General features: G+C 71.9%; 23 protein-coding genes. 13 read left to right on the top strand and 10 right to left on the bottom strand.

From position 1 onward, the window contains the following. Nucleotides 1-38: 38 nt before the first annotated feature. Entirely contained in the window at nt 39-425 is a 387-nt protein-coding gene (locus OG331_RS29495; RefSeq protein ID WP_406201693.1) for an STAS domain-containing protein, read from the bottom strand. Between the two features lie 237 nt (nt 426-662). Between OG331_RS29495 and OG331_RS29490 the strand changes: the two genes are divergently transcribed. Beyond that, the gene (locus tag OG331_RS29490; RefSeq protein ID WP_406201686.1) at nt 663-1,616 is read left to right on the top strand and encodes an RNA polymerase sigma factor SigF; all 954 of its coding nucleotides are present in this window, start codon (nt 663-665) and stop codon (nt 1,614-1,616) included. 250 nt (nt 1,617-1,866) lie between these two features. Beyond that, complete coding sequence (locus tag OG331_RS29485) at nt 1,867-3,477, top strand: RICIN domain-containing protein (RefSeq protein WP_406201684.1); 1,611 nt, start codon at nt 1,867-1,869, stop codon at nt 3,475-3,477. Nucleotides 3,478-3,515: 38 nt separating this feature from the next. Here the strand turns inward: OG331_RS29485 and hutI are convergent, their stop codons facing one another. The 4 genes from hutI to hutU form a co-directional block, all read right to left on the bottom strand. Further along, on the bottom strand, nt 3,516-4,811 hold the full coding sequence (gene hutI, locus OG331_RS29480) for an imidazolonepropionase (RefSeq protein ID WP_406201682.1): 1,296 nt from the start codon (nt 4,809-4,811) through the stop codon (nt 3,516-3,518). After that, the gene (locus tag OG331_RS29475) at nt 4,808-6,157 is read right to left on the bottom strand and encodes a formimidoylglutamate deiminase (protein WP_406201679.1); all 1,350 of its coding nucleotides are present in this window, start codon (nt 6,155-6,157) and stop codon (nt 4,808-4,810) included. Before OG331_RS29475 ends, hutI begins: the two co-directional genes overlap by 4 nt. Then, nucleotides 6,154-7,362 carry an allantoate amidohydrolase gene (locus tag OG331_RS29470; protein ID WP_406210353.1) on the bottom strand — a complete coding sequence of 403 codons (1,209 nt, stop codon included), beginning with the start codon at nt 7,360-7,362 and terminating at the stop codon, nt 6,154-6,156. The genes OG331_RS29475 and OG331_RS29470 overlap by 4 nt, the downstream gene beginning before the upstream one ends. 98 nt (nt 7,363-7,460) lie before the next feature. Further along, nucleotides 7,461-9,125, bottom strand: coding sequence for a urocanate hydratase (hutU, locus tag OG331_RS29465; protein ID WP_406201676.1), 1,665 nt, complete (start codon nt 9,123-9,125; stop codon nt 7,461-7,463). Nucleotides 9,126-9,289: 164 nt separating this feature from the next. Here hutU and OG331_RS29460 point away from each other — a divergent pair, with 164 nt between their 5' ends. The 5 genes from OG331_RS29460 to OG331_RS29440 all read left to right on the top strand — a co-directional run bounded on the left by OG331_RS29460 (nt 9,290) and on the right by OG331_RS29440 (nt 13,025). Continuing rightward, on the top strand, nt 9,290-10,696 hold the full coding sequence (locus OG331_RS29460) for a diaminopimelate decarboxylase (protein WP_406210350.1): 1,407 nt from the start codon (nt 9,290-9,292) through the stop codon (nt 10,694-10,696). Between the two features lie 182 nt (nt 10,697-10,878). Beyond that, nucleotides 10,879-11,271 (top strand): hypothetical protein, encoded by a 393-nt coding sequence (locus OG331_RS29455; RefSeq protein WP_406201674.1) that lies wholly within the window; start codon nt 10,879-10,881, stop codon nt 11,269-11,271. Next, nucleotides 11,268-12,050, top strand: a complete 783-nt coding sequence (locus tag OG331_RS29450) for a transcriptional regulator (RefSeq protein WP_406201673.1) — start codon at nt 11,268-11,270, stop codon at nt 12,048-12,050. Before OG331_RS29455 ends, OG331_RS29450 begins: the two co-directional genes overlap by 4 nt. Nucleotides 12,051-12,138: 88 nt before the next feature. After that, nucleotides 12,139-12,636 carry a roadblock/LC7 domain-containing protein gene (locus OG331_RS29445; protein WP_406201670.1) on the top strand — a complete coding sequence of 166 codons (498 nt, stop codon included), beginning with the start codon at nt 12,139-12,141 and terminating at the stop codon, nt 12,634-12,636. 14 nt (nt 12,637-12,650) lie between these two features. After that, on the top strand, nt 12,651-13,025 hold the full coding sequence (locus OG331_RS29440; RefSeq protein ID WP_362384751.1) for a hypothetical protein: 375 nt from the start codon (nt 12,651-12,653) through the stop codon (nt 13,023-13,025). Between the two features lies 1 nt (nt 13,026). Here OG331_RS29440 and OG331_RS29435 read toward each other — a convergent pair whose 3' ends face one another. From OG331_RS29435 to OG331_RS29425, 3 genes are all read right to left on the bottom strand, one after another. Next, nucleotides 13,027-13,614: a hypothetical protein gene (locus OG331_RS29435; protein ID WP_406201668.1), complete on the bottom strand. Its 588-nt coding sequence runs from the start codon at nt 13,612-13,614 to the stop codon at nt 13,027-13,029. A gap of 89 nt (nt 13,615-13,703) precedes the next feature. Further along, entirely contained in the window at nt 13,704-14,600 is an 897-nt protein-coding gene (locus OG331_RS29430; protein WP_406201666.1) for a MurR/RpiR family transcriptional regulator, read from the bottom strand. Then, a complete protein-coding gene (locus OG331_RS29425) occupies nt 14,597-16,114 on the bottom strand; it encodes an aromatic amino acid ammonia-lyase (RefSeq protein WP_406201663.1) in 1,518 nt (505 codons plus the stop codon). Before OG331_RS29425 ends, OG331_RS29430 begins: the two co-directional genes overlap by 4 nt. Nucleotides 16,115-16,255: 141 nt before the next feature. Between OG331_RS29425 and OG331_RS29420 the strand changes: the two genes are divergently transcribed. From OG331_RS29420 to OG331_RS29400, 5 genes are all read left to right on the top strand, one after another. Next, entirely contained in the window at nt 16,256-17,314 is a 1,059-nt protein-coding gene (locus tag OG331_RS29420) for an ABC transporter ATP-binding protein (RefSeq protein ID WP_406201661.1), read from the top strand. After that, nucleotides 17,311-17,952, top strand: coding sequence for an ABC transporter permease (locus OG331_RS29415; RefSeq protein ID WP_365064448.1), 642 nt, complete (start codon nt 17,311-17,313; stop codon nt 17,950-17,952). The genes OG331_RS29420 and OG331_RS29415 overlap by 4 nt, the downstream gene beginning before the upstream one ends. A 1-nt stretch (nt 17,953) precedes the next feature. Next, complete coding sequence (locus tag OG331_RS29410) at nt 17,954-18,616, top strand: ABC transporter permease (RefSeq protein ID WP_406201657.1); 663 nt, start codon at nt 17,954-17,956, stop codon at nt 18,614-18,616. Between the two features lie 41 nt (nt 18,617-18,657). Then, the gene (locus tag OG331_RS29405; RefSeq protein WP_406201655.1) at nt 18,658-19,590 is read left to right on the top strand and encodes an ABC transporter substrate-binding protein; all 933 of its coding nucleotides are present in this window, start codon (nt 18,658-18,660) and stop codon (nt 19,588-19,590) included. Between the two features lie 82 nt (nt 19,591-19,672). After that, entirely contained in the window at nt 19,673-20,110 is a 438-nt protein-coding gene (locus OG331_RS29400) for a hypothetical protein (protein WP_406201653.1), read from the top strand. Between the two features lie 23 nt (nt 20,111-20,133). Here OG331_RS29400 and OG331_RS29395 read toward each other — a convergent pair whose 3' ends face one another. After that, nucleotides 20,134-20,895, bottom strand: coding sequence for an SDR family oxidoreductase (locus OG331_RS29395; RefSeq protein WP_406201650.1), 762 nt, complete (start codon nt 20,893-20,895; stop codon nt 20,134-20,136). Nucleotides 20,896-21,051: 156 nt separating this feature from the next. Here OG331_RS29395 and OG331_RS29390 point away from each other — a divergent pair, with 156 nt between their 5' ends. Continuing rightward, nucleotides 21,052-21,882: a helix-turn-helix transcriptional regulator gene (locus tag OG331_RS29390; RefSeq protein WP_406201648.1), complete on the top strand. Its 831-nt coding sequence runs from the start codon at nt 21,052-21,054 to the stop codon at nt 21,880-21,882. A gap of 360 nt (nt 21,883-22,242) precedes the next feature. Here OG331_RS29390 and OG331_RS29385 read toward each other — a convergent pair whose 3' ends face one another. Continuing rightward, on the bottom strand, nt 22,243-23,631 hold the full coding sequence (locus OG331_RS29385) for a cystathionine beta-synthase (RefSeq protein WP_406201646.1): 1,389 nt from the start codon (nt 23,629-23,631) through the stop codon (nt 22,243-22,245). Between the last annotated feature and the right edge of the window lie 150 nt (nt 23,632-23,781).

Below are 23,781 nucleotides of genomic sequence, written 5' to 3'. Positions count from 1 at the left end.
AATGATGTGACGTCTGATGCAGAGCCGGACGTGAGGGGTCAACCCGCCCCGTCGGCACCGTCGGCCAGGGCGGCGTCGAGCGAGTCGTGGACCGTGAAGACGGCCTCGGCCCCGGTGATCTCGAACACGCGTGCGACCACAGGCAACATCCCCGCGAGATGCACGCCGCCACCTGCGGCCTCCGCCTTCAGGCGCGCCCCGAGCAGCACGTTCAGACCCGTGGAATCACAGAACTCGAGCCGCGAGCAGTCGACGACCAGCCGGCTGAAGCCCCTCTCGAGGCAATCCTCGAGTGGCTCACGCAACAAATCGGCGGTGTGGTGATCCAACTCACCCGCCGGGGTCACGACGGCGCTGGCGCCCTCTTCCCGCACCTCGACCAGAAGTCGGCCAGACTGTGCGCTGCCGACCGTGCCGCGGTCCATGCCGTCTCTCACTCCCGACGTCGTGGCTGCTGACTGACGCTCTCGAACACTACGCCTTCCCTACGCCCCCCAACACCCGAACATCCACCCAGAATCGGACATTTCGGACCAGAGCGCACTTGCGGTGGGCTCCTGAAAGCGGGTAGGGCTAGTAGAGACACGTAACCGACTCGGCCGGCTTTGGAGGCGCCGCACACCGCAGTGCACGCAGGCTTCGGCAGCCGAATGCCGAGAACGATGGAGGACATCATGTCACCCCGGCTCGACGCATCGCATACCCAGAGGGCGACGTCGGCATCCCAACCGGAACAGCTGGATCCCATCGAGTTGAGCAATGACGTACGTCCCGGACAGGACTTCGGTCAGGAGTTCGGTCAGGACGACGCGCTCGCCGGGCTTCCGGACATCCCCCCGTACGACGAGGTGGGGCCGGTCGACGCGCGGGCCCTGTCCAAGACCCTCTTCGAGCGGCTGGAGTCGCTGGAGGAAGGGACCCACGAGTACTCGTACGTCCGCAACACGCTCGTCGAACTCAACCTCGCGCTGGTCAAGTTCGCCGCCTCCCGCTTCCGCTCGCGCAGCGAGCCGATGGAGGACATCATCCAGGTCGGCACCATCGGCCTGATCAAGGCGATCGACCGCTTCGAACTCAGCCGCGGCGTGGAGTTCCCCACCTTCGCGATGCCGACCATCATCGGTGAGATCAAGCGCTTCTTCCGCGACACGTCGTGGTCGGTGCGGGTACCGCGTCGGCTTCAGGAGCTCCGGCTCGACCTGGCCAAGGCCGGGGACGAACTGGCCCAGAAGCTCGACCGCGCCCCGACCGTGGCCGAACTGGCGGAGCGCCTCGGTCTGACCAACGACGAGGTCGTCGAGGGCATGGCGGCGTCGAACGCGTACACCGCCTCGTCGCTGGACGCCCAGCCCGAGGAGGACGACGCCGAGGGCGCGCTGGCCGACCGGATCGGCTACGAGGACCACGGGATCGAAGGCATCGAGTACGTCGAGTCCTTGAAGCCGCTCATCGCCGAACTGCCGCCCCGGGACCGGAAGATCCTGTCCCTGAGATTCGTCGCGGGCTTGACCCAGTCGGAGATCGGCGACGAACTCGGCATCTCGCAGATGCATGTGTCGCGGCTGCTGTCGCGGACGTTGGTCCGGCTCCGGAAGGGGCTGACGGTCGAGGAGTGACCGATCCAGGAGTGGCGTCTCCTCCACGCTGACCTGCGCTGTGCCCGGTGCCCCGCCGAATTCCGTCGGCGGGACACCGGGCACAGCGCGTTCCGGGACCGGTGCGTCCCGCCCGGCCGTGCACAGGCGACTCACGGGTTACCCACGGAAACCCTTTCCCCAGGGCTTCCCTTCCTCCACTATGAGCCGTCATACCCGCCGGTAGGTCAGGACTCCGGAGCGGGTCGCACGGCTGCAAGGAGGCAGGCGGATGGCTCGGGCCGACGACGGTGGGGACCGTGACCGTGGGGGCAGTGACCCCGGTACTCACGCGGGCGCGTCCGACGCACGGCTCACCGAACTGCTGCGCGCCGACACGGCCACCGCGTATCCGGCGCTCCAGGAGCTGCGCGCCCGCCATCACGCGCCCGTGCTCGCCTACGCCCGCCTGTGCACCCCGAACGACTCCATGGCCCGGCAGCTGGCGGCCCAGGCGTTCACCCTGGCGGCCCGTCAGACGGCGCGCGGCATCGACCCCGGGCTGCCCTGGCGGCACCAACTCCTGATGCTGACCGCCCGGTTGGCCGGGACCTGGGCGATGGACGAGCGGGCGGCGGGCCTCGACGCGGGACTGCTGCTCGTGCTGAACACGGCCGGCCCCTCCGGCCCGGTCCCGCCGATGCTGACGGCGTTCCAGACCTTGCCGTCCCGCACCCAGGGCCTGATCTGGTACGGCCTCGTGGAGCAGGAGCCGGCGGACCGCACGGCCGGTCTCCTCGGCCTCACCCGCGAGGACGTCACGTACGGCACGGACCCGGCGCTCCAGCAGCTGGCCCGGTCCTGCCTGCGCGCCCGTCTCACCGCCTCCGACGACCCCGACTGCTCCGACTTCGGCCGCCTCATCGAGGAGTCCGTACGGCCGGACAGTCCCCGCGACAGCGCCGATCTGCACGCCCACATGGCGCGCTGCCCGCACTGCACGACGGCGTACGAGGAACTGTCGGCGCTGCGGGACTCGCCGCGCGCGGCGCTGGCGGAGGGGCTGCTGCCGTGGGGCGGGACGGCTTATGCGGCGAGCGCTCCGGGAGAGGGCGAGGGAGTGCGGCGCGGGGGCGTGCGGCGCGGGGGTACCGCCGGGCTTGCCGCGAAGCGGAGTTGGCCGGGGCCCGGGTGGCCTTCCGATCGTCGCCGGGTGGTGCTGGTGTCGGCGGCGCTCGGGGTGGCGTTGCTGCCGCTGGTGGCGTTCCTGGTGGCCCAGGGAGGGTCGTCGTCGGAGGATCCGGTGGGTGCGGTCGGCACGCCGGTGAGCGTGCCGCCGGTGGCGGTCACGGTGACGGCCACCGTGTCGGCGACGCCGTCGACCTCGTCGCCCTCGCCGTCACCGTCGCGGAGCTCCAGGTCGCCGTCGCCCACGAGGAGTGCGACGCCGACGAAGACGGCCCGCCCCAAGCCGCCGCCCTCCCCCACGTACCCGCCGAGCGGCACGTATGCCCAGGTCGTGAACGTCGCCTCGGGGCTGTGCCTGGACGTGGGCGGCGCCTTCTTCAACGGGACCGACGTGATCACGGCTCCCTGCACGTCGTCCGGCACCCAGCGCTGGCGGGTCGATGCGGATCGCGGTGTGCTCCAGTCGTCCGCCGATCCCGACTACTGCCTGGACAGCCGGGGTTCGACGGACCGGGGCGTCGGGGTCTGGACGTGCGACTCGGTGGAGGGGCGCAACGGTCAGAACCTGATGTTCGTGGTGGACGGCGACGGCGTGATCCGCCCCGCCATCGCCTTCGGGACGGCGTTGACCCCGGCGGGGGGTGCCGGGGACGGGCTGTCGCTGGAGTCGGTGAGCAGCGGCGGCGGACAGCGCTGGAAGGCGGGGGCCGCCTAGCCCGGTGCAAGGACCCTGGGGTGGGCGGTCCTTCGGGCTCAGGCCTCGCGTACTCCCCGCCGCCACACCTCGCTGACCAGCGGCACACCCGGGCGGTAGGCCAGGTGCACATGGCTCGGTGCGTCGAGCAGGAGCAGGTCGGCGCGCGCGCCCGGGGTGAGGCGGCCGATGTCGTCGCGCCTCAGGGCAGCCGCGCCGCCCGCGGTGGCCGACCAGATCGCCTCGTCCGGGGTCATCCCCATGTCCCGTACCGCGAGCGCGATGCAGAAGGGGACGGAGGAGGTGAAGGACGAGCCCGGGTTGCAGTCGGTGGAGAGCGCGACGGTGGCGCCCGCGTCGAGGAGCCGGCGGGCGTCGGGCCACTGGGCGCGGGTGGAGAACTCGGCGCCGGGGAGGAGGGTGGCGACCGTGTTGCCGTTCGCGAGGGCGTCGACGTCCTGGTCCGTCAGGTGGGTGCAGTGGTCGGCACTGGCGGCGTCCAGTTCGACCGCGAGTTGCACGCCGGGGCCGTAGGACAGCTGGTTGGCGTGGACGCGGGGGTGCAGGCCCTTGGCCTTGCCCGCGGTGAGGATCTCCCGGGCCTGGTCGCCGTCGAAGGCGCCCTTCTCGCAGAAGACGTCGATCCAACGGGCGTACGGCGCACAGGCGTCGAGCATCTCGCCGGTGACGAGGGCGACGTAGGCGGCCGGGTCGTCGGCGTGGTCCGGGGAGACGATGTGGGCGCCGAGGAAGGTGACCTCGTCGGTGTGGGCGGCGGCGATGCGCAGGGCGCGGGCCTCGTCCTCGACCGTCAGGCCGTAGCCGGACTTGGTCTCGAAGGTCGTGGTGCCCTGGCGCAGGGCCTCGGCGAGGTAGTGCGTGAGGTTGCGCTCCAGGTCCTCGTCGCTCGCCGCCCGGGTGGCCGCGACGGTCGTACGGATACCGCCGGCACTGTACGGCCGCCCCGACATCCGGGCGTTGAACTCCTGCGTGCGGTCGCCCGCGAAGACGAGGTGCGAGTGGGAGTCCACGAAGCCGGGGACGACCGCCCGGCCACCGGCGTCGACCCGATTGTCAGTGGCGGGTGCTTTGCTTTGATCACCGGTCCACGCGATGCGGTCGCCCTCGATGACGACGGCCGCGTCCTGGATCAGTCCGAGGGGGGAATTGTCACCGAGGGAGGGGTCGTTGGTGACCAGGGCGGCGATGTTGGTGATGAGCGTGCTTGCGGTGCTCGCGGAGTGGGCGGGGCTGACGGTCGTCGCGTTGCTCATGGCGTCCTTGGTGGCCTGGTCGGCGGTGGGGTCGGGTTCGGGGACGGAGGCGGGCCGCGCGGGTGGGCGGCCCCGTGTCATCCGCGCAGGGCTTCGACGGCGTCCGCGAGGGCTTGCGGCACATCCGGTACGAGGGTGTGGGCCCCGTCCCGTACGACGTGCCGGCCTCCCACGACCGTATGCGACACGTCTGCTGCCGACGCAGCGAATACGGCCGTCTCGGCCCCGAGCCGCGCAAGCGGCCCTGCCGTCCTGACCGAGTCGAGCGCGATCGTCGTGAGGTCGGCGAGCGCGCCGGGTTCGATGGCGCCCGCGCCGTCCCAGCCGAGGGCCGCGTGGCCGTCGGCCGAGGCCGCCCGCAGGAGGGCCGCCGCCGTCCAGTGACCCCGCGTCCGGGTGCGCAGGCGCTCGTTCAGCTCCATGGCGCGCGCCTCTTCGAGCAGGTCGATCACGGCGTGGCTGTCGGAGCCGAGGGAGAGCGGTGAGCCGGCCCGCTGGAGGGCGACGGCGGGTCCGATGCCGTCCGCCAGGTCCCGCTCGGTCGTCGGGCACATGCAGGTGCCGGTGCCGCTGCCGCCGATGAGGGCGATGTCCTCGTCGGTGAGGTGGGTGTTGTGGACGCCGGTGGTGCGCGGCCCGAGGACACCGTGGTCGGCGAGCAGCCGGGTGGGCGTGCAGCCGTGGGCTTCCCGGCAGGCGTCGTTCTCCGCGGTCTGCTCGGACAGGTGCACATGCAGCGGGGCCCGCCGCTCCTCGGCCCACTGCGCCACGGTCGCCAACTGGTCGGCGGGCACGGCCCGTACGGAGTGGATCGCCGCCCCGATCCGTGCGTGATCCCGGTCCTTGAGAACTGAACAGCGTTCGGCCCATGCCTGCGCGCTGCCGTCGGAGAAGCGGCGCTGGTGGGCGTTGGGGGGCTGTCCGAAGCCGGATGACAGGTAGACGGTGTCGAGGAGGGTGATGCGGATGCCGGCGTCGGCGGCGGCCTCGATGAGGGCCTCGCCCATGGCGTTGGGGTCGGCGTAGGGGGTGCCGCCCGGCGTGTGATGCACGTAGTGGAACTCACCGACGGACGTGATCCCCGCCAGCGCCATCTCCGCGTACACCGCGCGGGCGAGGTCGCGGTAGGTCTCGGGGGTCAGCCGGTCGGCGGTGGCGTACATGACCTCGCGCCAGGTCCAGAAGGTGCCGGAGCCGACCTGGACCGTGGAGCGCAGGGCGCGGTGGAAGGCGTGGGAGTGGGCGTTGGAGAGGCCGGGCAGTGTCAGGCCGCGGAGGGGCTCGGCGCCCGCAGGCGGGGTCTCCGTGCCGGTGCGGACGGCGGTGATGCGGCCGTCCGCGACGTCGACGGCCACGCCCGGCTCGACATGGGTGCCGAGCCAGGCGTGTTCCAGCCAGTAGGTACGGGTCTGCTGGGTGGGCGTCACGTGCAGGCCAGTCCTTCCAGTACGTCGGCGAGGGCGATGACTCCGGCCACGCAGTCGTCCTCGGCGGCGAACTCGGCCGGGGAGTGCGAGACGCCCGTGGGGTTGCGTACGAACAGCATGGCGGTCGGGATGCTCCCGGACAGGATTCCGGCATCGTGTCCGGCGCCGGTGCCCAGGACGGGGACCTTGAGCTCGGGTTCCCTCTCCTGGCCGAGGATGCGCGCGAGTTCGTCGCGCAGGGCGTGGTCGAACTCGACGACGGGCGTGAAGGACTCGCGGACGACGTCGAGGTCGATGCCGTGGGCTGCCGCGTACGCACGGGCCGCCTTCTCGATGCCGCCGACGACGCGGTCCAGGCTCGCCTGGTCCTCGGCACGGGAGTCGAGCCAGCCGCGCACCAGGGACGGGATGGCGTTGACGCCGTTGGGCTCGACGCTGATCTTGCCGAAGGTGGCGACGGCACCGGCGAGTTCGGCCTCGCGGCGGGCGGCGAGCACGGTCTCGGCGTAGGACAGCATGGGGTCGCGCCGGTCCACGAGCCGGGTGGTTCCCGCGTGGTTGGCCTCGCCCCGGAAGTCGAACCGCCACCGGCCGTGCGGCCAGATGGCGCTGGCGATGCCGACCCGGTCGCCGGACAGGTCGAGGGCACGGCCCTGCTCGACGTGCAACTCGACGAAGGCCCCGATACGGGCGAGCCGCTCCGGATCGGCGCCGATGGTGTCGGGGTCGTAGCCGGCGGCCTCCATGGCCCGGGGCAGACTGACGCCCTCGCCGTCGGTCAGCTTGTGGGCGCCCTCGACGGTGAGCTGCCCGCCGGTGAGCCGGGACCCGACACAGGCGAGCCCGAACCGTGCGCCCTCCTCGTCGCCGAAGTTGACGATGGCGAGGGGCTTGGTGAAGTCGGCGCCCCTGCCGCGCAGTTCGTCGAGGGCGGCGAAGGAGGACACGACGCCGAGGGGGCCGTCGAAGGCGCCCCCGTCCGGTACCGAGTCCAGATGCGACCCGGTGACGACGGCGTCCCCGGCGGCGGGGTCCCCGAGCCAGGCCCACTGGTTCCCGTTGCGGTCGACCTCGTAGTCGAGCCCCCTCGCCTCGGCCTGCTCCTTGAACCAGGCCCGGCATTCGAGGTCCACACCGGTCCAGGCGAAACGCCGGTAGCCGCGGGAGGCGGGGTGCCGGCCGATGGGGAGCAGGTCACGCCACATGGAGTGGAAGGAGCTGCCCTGCACAGCCGGAGCGGCAGACGGCGACGAGGCCTCGGCCCCCACCGGACGGCTGCCGCTCGGCTCACCTTGGAGCTGGGTCACGCGTCGTCACCTTCGCGCATCGGGACGCGGACGCCCCGCTCGTCGGCAACCGACTCCGCGATGTCGTACCCGGCGTCGACATGGCGGATGACGCCCATCCCGGGGTCGTTGGTGAGGACGCGGCGAATCTTCTCGCCGCCGAGCTTCGTGCCGTCGGCCACCGTGACCTGCCCGGCGTGGATGGACCGTCCCATCCCCACGCCGCCTCCGTGGTGGATGGACACCCACGACGCGCCGGACGCCACGTTCACCATGGCGTTCAGCAGCGGCCAGTCGGCGATCGCGTCGGACCCGTCGAGCATGGCCTCGGTCTCACGGTAGGGAGAGGCGACGGAACCGCAGTCGAGGTGGTCGCGCCCGATGGCCAGCGGCGCGGCGAGCTCACCGGACGCCACCATGTCGTTGAAGCGCTCGCCGGCCTTGTCCCGCTCGCCGTAGCCGAGCCAGCAGATGCGCGCGGGCAGTCCCTGGAAGTGCACCCGCTCGCCGGCCATCTTGATCCAGCGGGCAAGGGACTCGTTCTCCGGGAACAGGTCCAGGATCGCCTTGTCGGTCTTGGCGATGTCGGCCGGGTCGCCCGAGAGGGCAGCCCAGCGGAAGGGGCCCTTGCCCTCGCAGAACAGGGGGCGGATGTAGGCCGGCACAAAGCCCTGGAAGGCGAACGCCCGGTCGTACCCGGCGAGTTGGGCCTCGCCGCGGATCGAGTTGCCGTAGTCGAAGACCTCGGCGCCGGCGTCCATGAAGCCGACCATGGCCTCGACGTGCTTGGCCATGGACTCGCGGGCCCGGGTGGTGAAGCCGGCCGGGTCCTTGGCCGCGTAGGAGGCCATGTCGTCGAAGTCGACGCCGAGCGGCAGGTACGCCAGCGGGTCGTGCGCCGAGGTCTGGTCGGTGACGATGTCGATGGGGGCGCCCATCGAGAGGAGCTGCGGGAGCAGTTCGGCCGCGTTGCCGAGGACGCCGATGGACAGCGGCCGGCGGGCGTCGCGGGCCTCGGTGGCCAGCTGCAGGGCGTGGTCGAGGGAGTCGGCCTTCACGTCGAGGTACCGGTGCTCGATGCGCCGCTCGATGGCACGCGGGTCGCAGTCGATGCAGATCGCGACGCCGTCGTTCATGGTCACGGCGAGCGGCTGGGCGCCGCCCATGCCGCCGAGACCGGCGGTGAGGGTGATCGTCCCGGCGAGGGTGCCGTTGAACTTCTTCGCGGCGACGGCGGAGAAGGTCTCGTACGTGCCCTGGAGGATGCCCTGGGTGCCGATGTAGATCCAGGAGCCGGCCGTCATCTGGCCGTACATGGTGAGGCCGAGGGCCTCCAGGCGGCGGAACTCCTCCCAGTTGGCCCAGTCGCCGACGAGGTTGGAGTTGGCGATGAGGACGCGCGGCGCCCACTCGTGGGTCTGCATGACGCCGACGGGACGGCCGGACTGGACGAGCATCGTCTCGTCCTGCTTCAGGCCCTTCAGCGTGCGCACCATCGCGTCGAAGGAGCGCCAGTCGCGGGCGGCCTTGCCGGTGCCGCCGTAGACGACGAGCTTGTCGGGGTGCTCGGCGACCTCGGGATCGAGGTTGTTCTGCAGCATCCGCAGGGCGGCTTCCTGCTGCCATCCCAGGGCACTCAGTTCCGTACCGCGCGGTGCTCGGACGGGGCGGGGTCCTGACATGGTCTGCCTCCCAGCGGACTGTGACTGCGAACTGTTGAGGTGGATATTCACATCCTGGCCGTCTGAATAGAGCTAGTCAATACATCCGTGCGCCAGCATCGGCGCGTCCCGGGTGTTTGGCTGGATGCATGGGCTCGTACGACGACGTGACGGGGGACGACGGCATGACGGGGGATGTTGTGGGCAACGGAGCGGGCAGCGGAGCCGGGATCCCGGCGTCCGACGCCGAGCGGGTGGCCCGGCGGGACGAGGCGGTGCGGGCGGCCGTGGAGCAGGGGCTGCTCGGGCCCGGCGCCCCGATCGTCGGCCTGCTCGACGTGACCGGTATCCGGGAGTCGGCGGCGGCGCTGCGGGCGGCGTTCGACGCGGTGGTGGCGCCGGGCACGCCCGTGCTGCACGCCTTCGCGGTGAAGGCGACCCCGCTGGTGGCGGTGCTGCGGCTGCTGCGCGAGGAGGGCATCGGCGCGGAGGTGGCGAGCCCGGGTGAGCTGGCGCTGGCGCGGGCAGCGGGGCTGGGCCCGGAGATGACGGTCCTGGACTCGCCCGCCAAGACGCCGGCCGAGCTGCGGGAGGCACTGGCGCTGGGCATCGCCGTCAACGCGGACAACCCGCAGGAGCTGCACCGCATCGACGCCCTGATGAGGTCGGCGGCCAGCCGCTCTCCGCTCGGGATCCGGGTGAACCCGCAGGTCGGCGGGGGTTCCATCGAGGCGACGTCCACAGCCACGGCCACGTCGAAGTTCGGGGTGGCGCTGCGCGACGAGGGGGCGCGGGAGTGGGTCGTACGGGCGTATCAGGACCGCCCGTGGCTGACGCGGCTGCATGCGCACACCGGCTCGCAGGGCATCCCGCTGTCGCTCATGGCGCAGGGGGTCGCGGAGGCGTATGCCCTCGCCGAGGAGATCAACGGGCGGATCGGGCGGCGGCAGATCGACACGCTCGACATCGGCGGCGGGCTGCCGGTCAACTTCGCGTCGGACGTGACGACACCGACGTATGCGCAGTACGTGCGGCTGCTGGGCGAGTCGGTGCCCGGGCTGTTCGACGGGCGGTACGGGCTGGTCACCGAGTTCGGGCGGTCGCTGCTGGCCAAGCACGGGACGGTCGTGGCGCGGGTCGAGTACGCCAAGAGCGCGGGCGGGCGGCCGGTGGCGGTCACGCACGCGGGTGTGCAGGTCGCCACGCGAACGGTGTACGCGCCGGGGAGCTGGCCGCTCAGGATCGCCGCATATGACGGCAAGGGGCACGCGAAGGAGGGTCCGGCCGTGGTGCAGGACGTGGCCGGGCCGGCCTGCTTCTCGGGGGACCTGCTGGCCGAGGGGGCGGCGCTGCCGCTGCTGGAGCAAGGGGACTTCGCGGCGGCGCTGGACACGGGGGCGTACTACTTCGCGCACCACTACGCGTACAACTCCCTCGCCCGGCCCGGCATTCACGGTTTCGTGCCGGACGGGGCCAGGGGCATCGCCTTCGCGACCGTGCGCGAGCCGCAGACGCTCGACGAGATCGTGGCCGAATCGGGAGGGGCGCACGCGACCTCGCTCACCACCCTGGCCACGCCGGAGCGCGGTTGACGTAGGTCACCACGCAGCAGTACGCCATATGCGATCAAGCCACGTGAAAACAGGGTCAGTTGACCCACCTTAGTCACTCGGCGCATGTTCCACTGGAAAATGCCCGAACGCTCACTCGCCGCACACACGTTGCGTAGTTTGGCGGTCACTCAGCCGGACCCCGAGGCGGGAGGGGAGCGACGGTGCCCGGAATCGACGAGTGCTTGCTGGAGACGATGCGGCTACCAGGTGCGCGTGGTGCTGCGTTGGTCGACTGGACGAGCGGGCTGGCCCTGGGCACGGTGGGCGATCCTCCGGGCGGTGACCACGAGACGGCGGCCGCCGAGGCGGCGGAGCTGGCACGGCTGGCCGCCGAGCAGCACGCCTTCGGGCCGGAGGACGGCTCCGACGCCACGGATCCGCCCGTCGAGGACGTGATCCTCAGCAACCGGGACAGCTATCACGTGCTCCGGTTCGTGCCGACGACGTTCGACAGCAGCGTGTTCCTGTACCTGTGGCTGTCCCGCGCGGACGGCAATCTCGCGCTGGCCCGCATCCGGCTCGGCGAGATGGCCGAACGGCTGGTGCTGAGATGACCGTGCTCACACCACCACCGCGTCTGCCGGTACGGGACCGGCAGACGGCGCACCAGCGGGCGGGTGGTGTCTCCCCGATGCTGACCCGTCTCGCGGACGAGCGGGCCACCGGCGTCCTGGACCGCGAGCACGGCACGCTCCACCTCGCCGAGGGCCGGGTGGTGCACGCCGAGAGCCCGCTCGCTCCCGGTCTCGACGAGCTCCTCACGGCCCACGGCACCCTCGGCGCCGAGGCCTGGCGGGACGCCGAGGACAGTGCCGACGAGGGGAGGCTGCTGCGGCACGGGGTCACGCCGGGGGCGCTGGAGCTGGCGCAGGTGAGCGCGCTGTACGACGCGGCGTACTTCGCACTCGCCCCCAGCAGCACGCCCGGCCGTTTCCGCTACGGCACCGCGCACTGGCTCGCCTCCGTGCATCCCGTGCCGGTCGTCGCCGTGGAGCGCGAGACGCTGCGCCGCCGGGCCCTGCTGCTGAGCATCTGGCCCGACCCGGCGACGGACGGCGCGCCCCTGATCCGGGCCGATCCGGTCGCGGCGCCCGCGGTGCCGCCCCGGCAGGCCGCCGTACTCGCCCGGGTGGACGGCGTACGGAGGGCCACGGACATCGCGCGGGAGCTGGGCCGGCCGGCGTTCCACACGCTGGTGCACATACGGCGGCTGGCCGCGGCGGGGCTCGTGGCCCCACAGCCGCCGCCCGCCGTCGAAGACCCCCCGTCCGACACAGCCGATCCCTACATCGCGCTGCTGAAGAGGGTCAGGGATGCGCTGGAGGCCCTTTGACCGCAAACCCTTCGAGGACCGCGAGCCGCCCGGGCCGCCCGAGCCGCGGCGCCCGCCGCAGCGGTCCCGCGCCGAGAGGAGACACCTGATGGCGGCCGAGGCCCCGATACTCGACGAATTCCGCCGGCTCAGAGCCCGCGTGCCCCAGCTGACCGGAGCACTCGCGGCCGGCGTCGACGGCCTCGTCCTCGCCCACGACACCCCCGGCGTCGAACCGGACGGCCTCGCCGCCCTCACCGCCGCCGCGCTCGGCGTCGCGGTGCGGGTGACGGACGCGACCGGCCGGGGCGACTTCCGCGAACTGCTCATGCGCGGCACGGAGGGCTATGTGGCGACGTACGCCGCGGGCCGTACCGCCGTGCTGACGCTGCTCGCCCAGGACGGCGTCAACGTCGGCCGGCTGCACCTGGAGGGCCGCCGCGCGGGTGCCCGCATCGGGGAGCTCGTCGACGCGGAAGCGGCACCTGTGCGCCGCAGCCCTGCCAAGAGCGCCGCCAAGGAGCCCGCCAAACCCATGCCCACCCGCACCAGAACCGCGCGCGCCGCACGCACCAACGCCAACGCGCATACCACTACTGAAGGTTGAGAGGAACACACGTCATGGCCAACACCGAGACCACGCTGAAGGAATGCCTCGCTTCGATCGAGGGCGCGACCGGAGCCGCGCTCGTCGACTACACCAGCGGCATGGCGCTGGGCACGCTCGGCGGCAGCAAGACCTTCGACCTCAATGTCGCCGCCGCCGGCAACACCGACGTCGTCCGCGCCAAGATGCGCACGATGGAGCACCTCGGGCTGAAGGGCGGCATCGAGGACATCCTGATCACCCTCAGCGACCAGTACCACCTGATCCGGCTGATCGCCGGGCGCGGGGGCAACGGTCTCTTCCTGTACCTGGTCCTCGACGCCAAGCGCGCCAACCTGGCCATGGCCAGGCACCAGTTGCGGAAGATCGAGGAGGACCTGGAGGTCTGACCTACACGAGCGCCGCGGTGCGGCGGCGGGCTCCTCCGGGGGCCGCGTCGCCCGCGGCGACACCCGTGGTGCGGTAGCCCTTCACGGCCTTGCCCGCGGGGCGGCCGCCCCGGCCGTCGAGCCAGTCCACCCGCACCCACAGCAGGGCGTTCTCGGCCCGCTCCAGCCGTCCGAGCCACGCGGCCTTGAGCCGGAGCCCCGCCCCGCACCCGGCCAGCAGCATCCCGCCGGCCGCCGGCACCGCGAACGCGCTGCCCAGCGCGGCGAGAAACGCCAGGACCAGCCACCAGCGGTGGCCCCGGCGCCAGTTGCGCGCGGCCACCGCACGGTCCTGGAGCACATCGTGCTTGCCGGCGCGGGCGGCCGAGCGGGTCAGGGCCGTGTACCGCTTGCGGCGTACGCAGGCGACCACGGCCGCCGCGACGATGAACAGCGCGGCGCCGGCCAGGACGCCGATCCTGCGCCCCGTGATGCCCGGCACCAGCGCCCCGATGCCCGCCGCGAACACCCCGAGCCACCACAACGGCACCGCCCCGGCCCGTACGACGACGGCCACTCGAGCCAGCCCTTGCCCTCCATCGCGTGCCACGTCCCGCCTCCCGTCCCACGTCTGTCCAACTGCTGTGCACGCACGCTAGCCAGCCAACGTGAGACGAGCCTTAAGAAGCTCTAAGGCCCTCACTCGACGAACAGCCCCCGGGCCGCCGCCCGCGCGTCGAACTCCTCCAGCCGCGCCTGCGCGTCCGGCAGGTCGTCGGCCATCGCCTCCAGCAGGACCCGGCCCAGAAGCATCGGCGCGCAGGCCGTGTCGAAGGCGAGGCCCGTGCCGACGGCGGCGGGCAGCAGCAGGTCGGAGACCTTGGCGACCGGCGCGAAGGCGGAGTCCGCCACCGTCACGACCGTCAGCCCGGCCTCCTTGGCGTACGCCAGGGTGTCCACGACCTCGCGCGGATGCCGGGGCAGCGCGAAGCAGAGCAGGGTGCTCGCACCGGCCCGTACGGCGGCGTCGATCCGGTCGTGGATCATCGTGCCGCCCTCGTGCAGCAGCCGTACGTCCGGGTGGACCTTGGCGGCGAAGTAGGCGAAGCCGTACGCCTGGGAGGCCGCGGCCCGCAGGCCGAGCACCGGCAGCGGGCGGGAGGCCGCGAGCAGGCGGCCGGCCTTCTGCACCGGGCGCGGGTCGGCGAGCACCTCCGCGAGGTGCCGCAGGTTCTCGATCTCGGCCTCGACTGCCTGCTGGTACTCGTTGTACGAGCCCGCGTCCGCCGCCGGTTCCACGGGCGCGACCTCGCGCAGGTGCCTGCGCAGGGCGGGGTAGCCGTCGAAGCCGAGGGCGACGGCGAAACGGGTCACGGACGGCTGGCTGACCCCGGCCAGCTCGGCCAGCTCCACGCTGGACAGGAACGGCACGTCGGCGGCCCGCCGCACCATGCTGTGCGCGATGCGCCGCTGGGTCGGGGTGAGCCGGTGCCCCTCGAAGAGCGCCTGGAGACGCGCGGCGGGGCTGTCGGCCCCGTGGGGCGCCCCATGGGACACCCCGTGTGCCGTTCCGCTCGTGGTCCTGTCCGCGCTCATGCGGCGCTCCCCCTCCAGATGTCCGTGAACCGGTCCAGCAGTGCTGCCGCCGCCGTCACGTCGTCGGTGAGCGGACGGTCGGACAGGTCGTCGTCGAGCACCGACTCGGCCAGCTCCAGCGCCCGGCTCACGCCGAGCTCCGGTTCGGGCCTGAGGCCGCGCAGCCGCAACGCCCGTACGGCGGCGACGAGTTCACAGCCGACGACGAGACGGTACGCGTCGCACGCGCGCAGTGTCTGCCGCGCGGCGAGCGAGGCGAAGCTGGCCTGCTCCTCCACGCCCCGGGAGAGTACAGCGTGGCCGAGCGAGGCGGGGGCCGAGAACGCGCGCAGGTCGCCGAGGGCCGCACCGGCGGCGTACTCCAGGATCATCACGCCGGACGAGGCGGGCTCCTGGTCGGCGAGGAAGGGCTTCAGACGGGTGTAGGCGGGCTCGTTGAGGGTCGACAGGCGGGACGTCGACAGCCGGGCCACCTGGGTCAGCGCCAGCCTGAAGTGGTCCAGGGAAAGGGCGAGTTGGGCCTGGTAGAAGCCGCCGTGGTGGTAGGCGGCCATGTCCTCGGGGGAGATGAGGGGGTTCTCGGCAGCCGCGTTGATCTCGACCGCGAGCACCTGCTCCAGGGCGTCGGCCGCGTCGTGCGCGGGGCCGTGGATCTGGGGCAGGCAGCGGAAGCCGTACGGGTCCTGGAGCCTGCCCAGCGGAGGGGTGGGCCGGTCCTCGGCGCCGATGAACTCCCGCATCTCGCGGGCGACTTCGGAGCTGCCCCGGTGCGGGCGGGCGGTGTGCACGGGAGCGGCGTACGCCTCATGGGAGCCGTCGACGGCGAGCAGCGACAGGGCGGCGACGACCTGGGTGGCGGCGACGAGCCCGCGCAGTTCGTGCAGGGCGAGGGCAGCCTGGCCGAGGGTGAGGGCGTTGCTGCTGATGAAGGCGAGGGCGTCGTTGTTGTCGAGCGGCTGCGCCTCGGGGGCGCCGGCGCCCCGCCACGGATGTTCGCCGGCCAGCGCGAGGCCGGTCTGTGCCAGCGCCGCGAGGTCGCCGGTGCCGACCGAGCCGAACTCGTTCACGACCGGGTGGGCGCCGCTCTCCAGCGCCTCGCACATGGCCGTGATGACGGTGGGCCTGAGGCCCGCGCCACCGGCCAGCAGCTGGTTGGCGCGTACGGCGAGCATGGCCCGCACCTCCCGGGCGGGCAGCTCCGCACCGATGGCGCCGGCGTGGCTGCGCAGCAGGCGCAGGCCGTGTTCGGCGGCGGCCTCGGTGGGCACGTCCTCGTTCCGGTTGGCGCCCACGCCGGTGGAGCGGCCGTAGACCCGCCCGGTCGCGGCGATCAGGCGGGCGGCGTCCCAGGACTCCTCGGCCCGCTTCATCGCGTCGGTCGCGGCGACCGGCCGCGCGGCCCCGTCGGCGAGGCGGACGACGTCCTCGACGCCGAGCCCGATCCCGTCGAGGACGACCAGGGCGGTGTGCCCGGACGTCACAGCACTCGGCGCGTCCACGATCCGAGACGACATAAAGCCCAAGCTCCCATCAATCCGGACATCGGGTCTTGCCTATCGGCCATCCGTTACTTCGGATTTACACCAACCCGTTGACAACCTATTCAGCTACCAAGAACTCTGCATGACGTTATACAGCCGGGCAAGGGACAACTCATGATCCAGTTCGATGCGGTCCACAAGCGCTTCCCCAACGGCACGACAGCAGTCCACGATCTCTCCCTGGAGATGCCGGAGGGCGGCGTGACCGTCCTGGTCGGATCCTCCGGTTGCGGCAAGACGACCACCCTGCGGATGATCAACCGGATGGTGGAGCCGACCTCCGGCACCATCCGGGTCGGGGGCAAGGACGTCACCCGGCAGGACGCCGCCGAGCTGCGCCGCTCCATCGGATACGTCATCCAGCAGGCGGGCCTGTTCCCGCACCGCACGGTGCTCGACAACGTCGCCACCGTGCCCCTGCTGCTGGGCCACGGCCGCAGGAAGGCCCGGGCCCGCGCGGCCGAGCTGCTGGAGACCGTGGGCCTCACCCCCGACACCGGCAGGCGCTACCCGCACCAGCTCTCCGGCGGCCAGCAGCAGCGCGTCGGCGTGGCCCGCGCGCTCGCCGCCGACCCGCCCGTGCTGCTGATGGACGAGCCGTTCGGCGCGGTCGACCCGGTGGTCCGCACCCAGCTCCAGGACGAACTTCTGCGCCTGCAGAAGGAGTTGAGCAAGACCATCGTCTTCGTCACGCACGACATCGACGAGGCCGTACGCCTCGGCGACCAGATCGCGATCTTCCGCACCGGCGGCCACCTCGTCCAGTGCGCCTCCCCCGCCGAGCTCCTGGCCCGCCCGGCCGACGACTTCGTGGCGGACTTCCTCGGCGCCGAGCGCGGCCTGAAGCTGCTGTCGCTGCGGACCCTCGCGGACGTCCCGCAGGGCCCGGCCCCGGAGGGCGGCGCCTGGAGCCTCGTACGCGACGAGGCCGGCAAGCCGCTGCACTGGCGTTCCACGGACGGCGCCGAGATCCCGGTACGGCCGCTCAAGGACTCCGACTCCCTCCTCGCGGCCCTCGACGAGTCCATCGCCTCCCCCACCGGCCTGACAGCCCGCGTCGACGCCGACGGTGTCCTCACCGGCGTCTCGTCCCGCGAGGACATCCACGAGCACGCCGGCCAGGCGCACACCGAGGCCCGCGCCCACTCCTCGGAGACCGAGGTGGCCGCATGACCATCGACTGGTCGTGGATAGGCGACCACACCGACGACCTCACCACCCTCACGGTCTCCCACCTCCAGGCCGCGCTCAGCGCCGTCCTGCTCGGCGTGCTGATCTCGCTGCCCCTCGCGGTGATCGCCCACCGGATCCGCCCCCTGCGCGGCTTCCTGCTGGGCCTGTCGAACGTGCTGTTCACGATCCCGTCGATCGCGATCTTCGTTCTGCTGCTCCCGGTCTCCGGCCTCACCCGCACCACGACCGTGATCGGCCTGACGATCTACACCCTGGTCGTCCTGCTCCGGAACACGGTCGAGGGCCTCGACTCGGTGCCCGTGAAGGTCAAGGAGGCCTCGAAGGCGATGGGCACGCGCCCCCTGCGCACGCTCCTGACCGTCGAGTTCCCGCTCGCGCTGCCCGTGATCATGGCCGGCGTGCGGATCGCGACGGTCATGTCCATCTCCCTGGTCTCGGTCGCGACCTACATCGGCGACGGCGGCCTCGGCCAGCTCTTCACCGACGGCTTCCAGCGCAACTTCCCCACCCCGGTGATCGTCGGAGTGGTCCTGACCCTCCTGCTGGCCGTGGTCGCGGACGCGGCCCTGGTGGCCCTGCAGTACGTCCTGACCCCATGGCAGAGGCGGCGAGCCTGACATGTTCGAACTCTTCAAGAACCTCGGCGACTGGCTGGTCGGCGGCGAGCAGTGGGCCGGCTCGGACGGCATCGGGCACCGCCTCGCCGAGCACCTCCAGTACTCGCTGCTCGCCACGCTCATCGCGGCGGCGATCGGCCTCCCCCTCGGCCTGCTGATCGGCCACACCGGCAAGGGCGCCTTCGTCGCGATCAACCTCGCGTCCTTCGGCCGCGCGCTGCCGACCGTCGGCCTGGTCGTCCTGGTCTTCCTGGCCGGCGGACTGTCCATGCTCCCGGTCTACGTCGCCCTGGTCGCCCTCGCGGTCCCGGCGATCGTCACGAACACCTACGCGGGCATGACGGCCGTCGACCCGGACGTGAAGGACGCGGCACGCGGCCAGGGCATGCGCGCCCACCAGGTCCTCCTCCAGGTGGAACTCCCGCTCGCCCTGCCCCTGATCATGACCGGCCTGCGCCTGGCCCTGATCCAGGTCGTGGCCACGGCGACCATCGCCGCGTACGTCTCCTTCGGCGGCCTGGGCCGCTACGTCTTCGACGGCCTCGCCCAGCGCGACCTCGTGCAGGTGCTCGGCGGCGCGGTGCTGGTCGCCGTGGTCGCCGTCGCCCTGGACCTGCTGCTCTCCGGCCTCCAGCGCTACCTCTTCCGCCACCGCACTGCCTAGGGACCCCCTCGATGAACCGACGCTCGACGAACGGACGCGCGATGAACCGACGCACCCTCCTCGGCGGCCTCTTCGCAGCGGCCTCCGTCCCCGCCCTCGCCGCCTGCTCCAGCGGCATCACGTCCCTCGAAGGCCAGGGCTCCGCCGGCTCCGGCGGCGGCTCCAGCAAGGGCGGCCTCACCATCGGCACCGCCAACTTCACCGAGAACCAGGTGCTCGGCTACCTGTACGCGGCCGTCCTGGAGGCGGCCGGCGTGAAGGTCACCGTCCGCCCCAACCTCGGCACCCGCGAGATCCTGATCCCCGCCCTCAAGGGCGGCGACATCGACCTGCTCCCCGAGTACCAGGGCGCCCTGCTGCACTACGTCTCCCCCAAGGCGAAGGCCACGGAGGAGGGCGAGATGCAGAACGCCCTCACGATCGCCCTCCCCAGCGGCCTCCAGGTGCTGCCGTACGGCCTGGCCGAGGACTCGGACGCCTTCGCCGTCACCCGGGAGACGGCCGAGAAGTACGGCCTGACCTCCCTCGCCGACCTGAAGAAGCAGAACGGCAAGCTGGTGATCGGCGCGGCGCCCGAGGTGAAGAAGCGGGAGGTCGGTGCCGTGGGCCTCAAGGACGTCTACGGGGTCGAGTTCAAGGAGTTCAAGTCCCTCGACTCCTCCGGTCCGCTGGTCAAGGGCGCCCTGAAGAAGGGCGACGTGGACGTGGCCAACCTCTTCACCACGGACACCGACATCCAGGCCAACGACTGGGTGGTCCTGACCGACCCCAAGAACCTCATCCCCGGCCAGCACGTCGTCCCCCTCATAGCCGACCGCAAGGCCGACGCCACGGTCCGCAAGGCCCTCGCCCGCCTCGGCAACACCCTGACGACCGCCCAGCTCACGGAGCTGAACCGGCTGGTCGACAAGGACAAGAAGGATCCGGAGGACGTGGCGGACGAGTACGCCAAGGAGCACGGGTTGGTGAAGTGACGGCGCACTGCCGTACACCCCCACCCGAACAGGGGGGCTAACCCCAGTGCGGCCCCCGCGCCCGCTGCCTACCTTGGATCCCATGACCGGAATGGACGCGCGGGACACCGAGCTCAAGAAGGAACTCAACGCCACCTTGCAGGCCCGCAGGGAGCTGGGCGACGAGTACGAGTCCGCGCTGGTCGACTCATTCATGGAGAAGGTCGACCAGCGCATCGACGGGGCGGTCGAGCGCCGCATGCGGCGCCAGATGGCCGAGCAGCAGATGGTGGCGGCCCGGGGCTCGCGGTCGCCACGGCCGACGGACTCCTTCGGCGAGCGCTTCGGCTTCGCCATCGTCTCGCTGGTCCTGGCGATCCCGCTGTCCGGGATCGGCGCGGGAGTCGCCGACCTGCCCGGCCTGCTGGTGACCTGGGTCGGCATCGTCGGGGTCAACGTCGTCCAGGCGGCCCGCACCAACCCCGGTCTCTTCCAGGGCTGGCGCCGCAAGGCGAAGGACGAGGGCCGCTGGGAGGACTGACCCTCCGCACCGGCCCGTGAGGCTCACGCCTGCCGAGTCGGCATGGCCATGATCTGCCGCAGGTTCACATGCCGGGGGCGGCTCGCGGCGTAGGCCACCACATCGGCGAGCTCCGCCGCCGACAGCGTGCCCATCGCCTCCACCATGCCGTCGACCTGCGCCGAGATCTCGTCGTTGTCGGTGTGCAGCCGCAGCTCGCTCTCCACGAACCCGGGCTCGATGTTGGTGACCCGTACGTCACGCGGCCCGAACTCGGTGCGCAGGCACTGGGAGAGGTGGGTGATCGCGGCCTTCGTCGCCCCGTACACCGCGTAGTTGGGGAAGGCGAGGTGCGCGCCGACGGACGAGATGTTCACCAGGTCGGCGGTGCGGCCCTCGGCGGCCGTCGCCACCAGGTCGCCGGTGAACGCCCTGACGACGCGCAGCACCCCGGTCACATTGGTGTCGATCATCCGCTGCCACTCGTCGAGCCGTCCCGCCTCGACGGGGTTGCCCAGCATGACGCCGGCGTTGTTGACGACGAGGTCCACGGCCCCGTACGCCTCGTGGATGCGCTCCGCGGCGGCGGCCACGGACGCGTCGTCGGTGACGTCGGCGACGACGCCCAGCGCCGTGCCCCCGCCCGCGGTGATCTTCGCGGCGAGCTCGTCCAGCCGCTGCCCGCGCCGGGCCAGCAGCGCGACCCGCGCCCCCTGCTCGGCGAACAGCACGGCGACGGCCTCGCCGATCCCGCTCGCCGCGCCGGTCACGACGGCGGTACGGCCGGTCAGGTTCTCGTACGACATGGGATTCCTCCAGGTGAGGGAGCCGCCGGGGCGTGTCCCTGCGGCTTGCGGACACCACTCACCCTCCGCCGCCGCGCCCGCCCTACCCAGGGCTGCGTTGTTCCTGTGTCTGGCAGTACCAGGCTCACGGCCCGCCGTGCGTCTACGCTCGAAACCATGGACGGGGACCTGGGAGACTTCCTGCGCTCACGCCGCGGCCGCATCCAGCCGGAGGAGGTGGGGCTGCCCTCGTACGGGCGGCGCCGCGTTCCGGGTCTGCGCCGCGAAGAGGTGGCGCAGCTGGCCGGAGTGAGCGTCGACTACTACGTCCGCCTCGAACAGGGCCGGGGGCAGAGCGTCTCGGATGCCGTCCTGGACGCGATCGCGCGGGTCCTGCGGCTGGACGAGACGGAGCACGCCTACCTGCGTACGGTGGCCCGGCCCCGCGACCGGGGCATCCGCCGCCCGGACACGGCTCGCGTCCGCCCGGGCGTCCAGACCCTGCTGGACAGCATGGACCGCACACCCGCCTTCGTCATCGGCCCCCGCATGGACGTCCTGGCCTGGAACGCCCTCGCCGATGCGGTGAGCGACTACGGCCGTACGGCTCCCGCCGACCGCAACATTCCCCGGCACGTCTTCCTCGACCCCGCCTCCCGGGCCCGCTACCCGGAGTGGCCCGCGATCGCCGCGCAGGCGGTCGCACACCTCCGGCTGAACGCCGGCCACCGCCGGGGCGACCACGAGCTGCGTGCCCTCGTCGGCGAACTGTCCGTCAGGAGCGAGGACTTCCGCCGGCTGTGGGCGGACCACCAGGTCGAGCCCTGCATGTCCGGCACGAAACGCATCCAGCACCCGCTCGTGGGCCTGCTGACCCTCCCGTACGAGACCATGACCATCCAGACGGAACCGGACCAGACGATGGTGGTCTACACACCGCAGCCGGGCTCGGAGACGGCGGAGAGGCTTGCGCTGCTCGGGAGTTGGGCCGCGGCGGAGGCGCGCTGAGGCAGCAGCCGACGACCTCGACCGACCGTCGGACAGAGCTATGCGCGGGGACCGCCGCACCCCCGTTACCGGGGGGCGGGACGACGGCGGTCCCCGCGAGGGACGTCGACCGGGTCAGGGCCAGGTCTCACGTCCGGGCGTCCATGGAGGTCCGGGAGCCGCTCCGGAGGTCCTTGGACGTTCGGCGCCGGCCGGGGCGGGGAGCCGCTCCCGCCCTGCCGACATCCACTAATGTGCCCGACCCGTGTTAAGCGGGTGCTGCGTGGACGTGACGCGCTCGTACCAGTTCCGCGACGGCCCGAGCGGCGCCGGTCACCGCAAGTTCGCCGCGGACACGGGCCGTTCACCGCAGGTTTGCCGCTACTTCCCGCCCTTGGCGAGGAAGGCCAGCAGGTCCTGACGGCTGATCACACCGGTCGGCTTGCCCTCGACGAGGACGATCGCCGCGTCGGCCGCGCCCAGCACGGACATCAGGTCCGCGACCGGCTCGCCGGAGCCGACCTGCGGCAGCGGGGCCGACATGTGCTTCTCCAGCGGGTCCACCAGCGACGCCCGCTTGGCGAACAGGGCGTCGAGCAGCTCACGTTCGACGACGGACCCGACGACCTCCGCGGCCATGACGTCGGGGTGGCCGGCGCCCGGCTTCACGATCGGCATCTGCGAGACGCCGTACTCGCGCAGCACCTCGATGGCCTCACCGACCGTCTCGTCCGGGTGCATGTGGACGAGGGACGGGATGGCGCCGTGCTCCTTGTCGTTGAGGACGTCGGCGACGCGCGCGCTCGGGCCGGTGTCCTCCAGGAAGCCGTAGTCGGCCATCCACTCGTCGTTGAAGATCTTGGAGAGGTAGCCGCGGCCGCTGTCCGGCAGCAGCACGACCACCACGTCGTCCGGGCCGAGCCGCTCGGCGACCCGCAGCGCGGCCACGACGGCCATGCCGCACGAACCGCCCACCAGCAGGCCCTCCTCCTTGGCCAGCCGCCGGGTCATCTGGAAGGAGTCCTTGTCGGACACGGGGACGATCTCGTCGGCGACCTTCCGGTCGTACGCGGTCGGCCAGAAGTCCTCGCCCACGCCCTCGACGAGATACGGCCGCCCGGACCCGCCGGAGTACACGGAACCCTCGGGGTCGGCGCCGACGACCTGCACCTTGCCGTCGCTGGCCTCCTTGAGGTAGCGGCCCGTACCGGAGATGGTGCCGCCCGTCCCCACACCCGTCACGAAGTGGGTGATCCTCCCCTCCGTCTGCTCCCACAGCTCGGGGCCGGTGGAGTGGTAGTGGGAGAGCGGGTTGTTGGGGTTGGAGTACTGGTCCGGCTTCCAGGCGCCCGGCGTCTCACGGACCAGCCGGTCGGAGACGTTGTAGTACGAGTCCGGGTGCTCGGGATCGACGGCGGTGGGGCAGACGACCACCTCGGCGCCGTAGGCCCGCAGCACGTTGATCTTGTCGGTGCTGACCTTGTCGGGGCACACGAAGATGCACTTGTACCCCTTCTGCTGCGCCACGATGGCGAGGCCGACACCGGTGTTGCCGCTGGTCGGCTCGACGATCGTGCCGCCGGGCTTGAGTGCGCCGCTCTCCTCCGCGGCCTCGATCATGCGCAGGGCGATGCGGTCCTTCACGGATCCGCCCGGGTTGAAGTACTCCACCTTGGCCAGGACGGTGGCCCGGATGCCCTTGGTCACGTTGTTGAGCCTCACCAGCGGGGTGTTGCCGACGAGACTGATCATCGAGTCGTGGAAATGCACCGTTGTCTCCGGATGCTGCAAAAGAAGTGGTCTTAGTGGTTCCGCCAGCCTATGGCCTGCACGGGGCCCATGACGGTCGTTCACTCCTCGTTGGGATTGGGCCACGGTCCGTGCGGGGCAATCAGTTGATGTACGGCTATGAGGAGGTGG

The organism is Streptomyces sp. NBC_01017, assembly GCF_045162795.1.
GTDB lineage: Bacteria > Actinomycetota > Actinomycetes > Streptomycetales > Streptomycetaceae > Streptomyces > Streptomyces machairae.
This window is presented reverse-complemented; position numbering and strand designations above follow the sequence as displayed.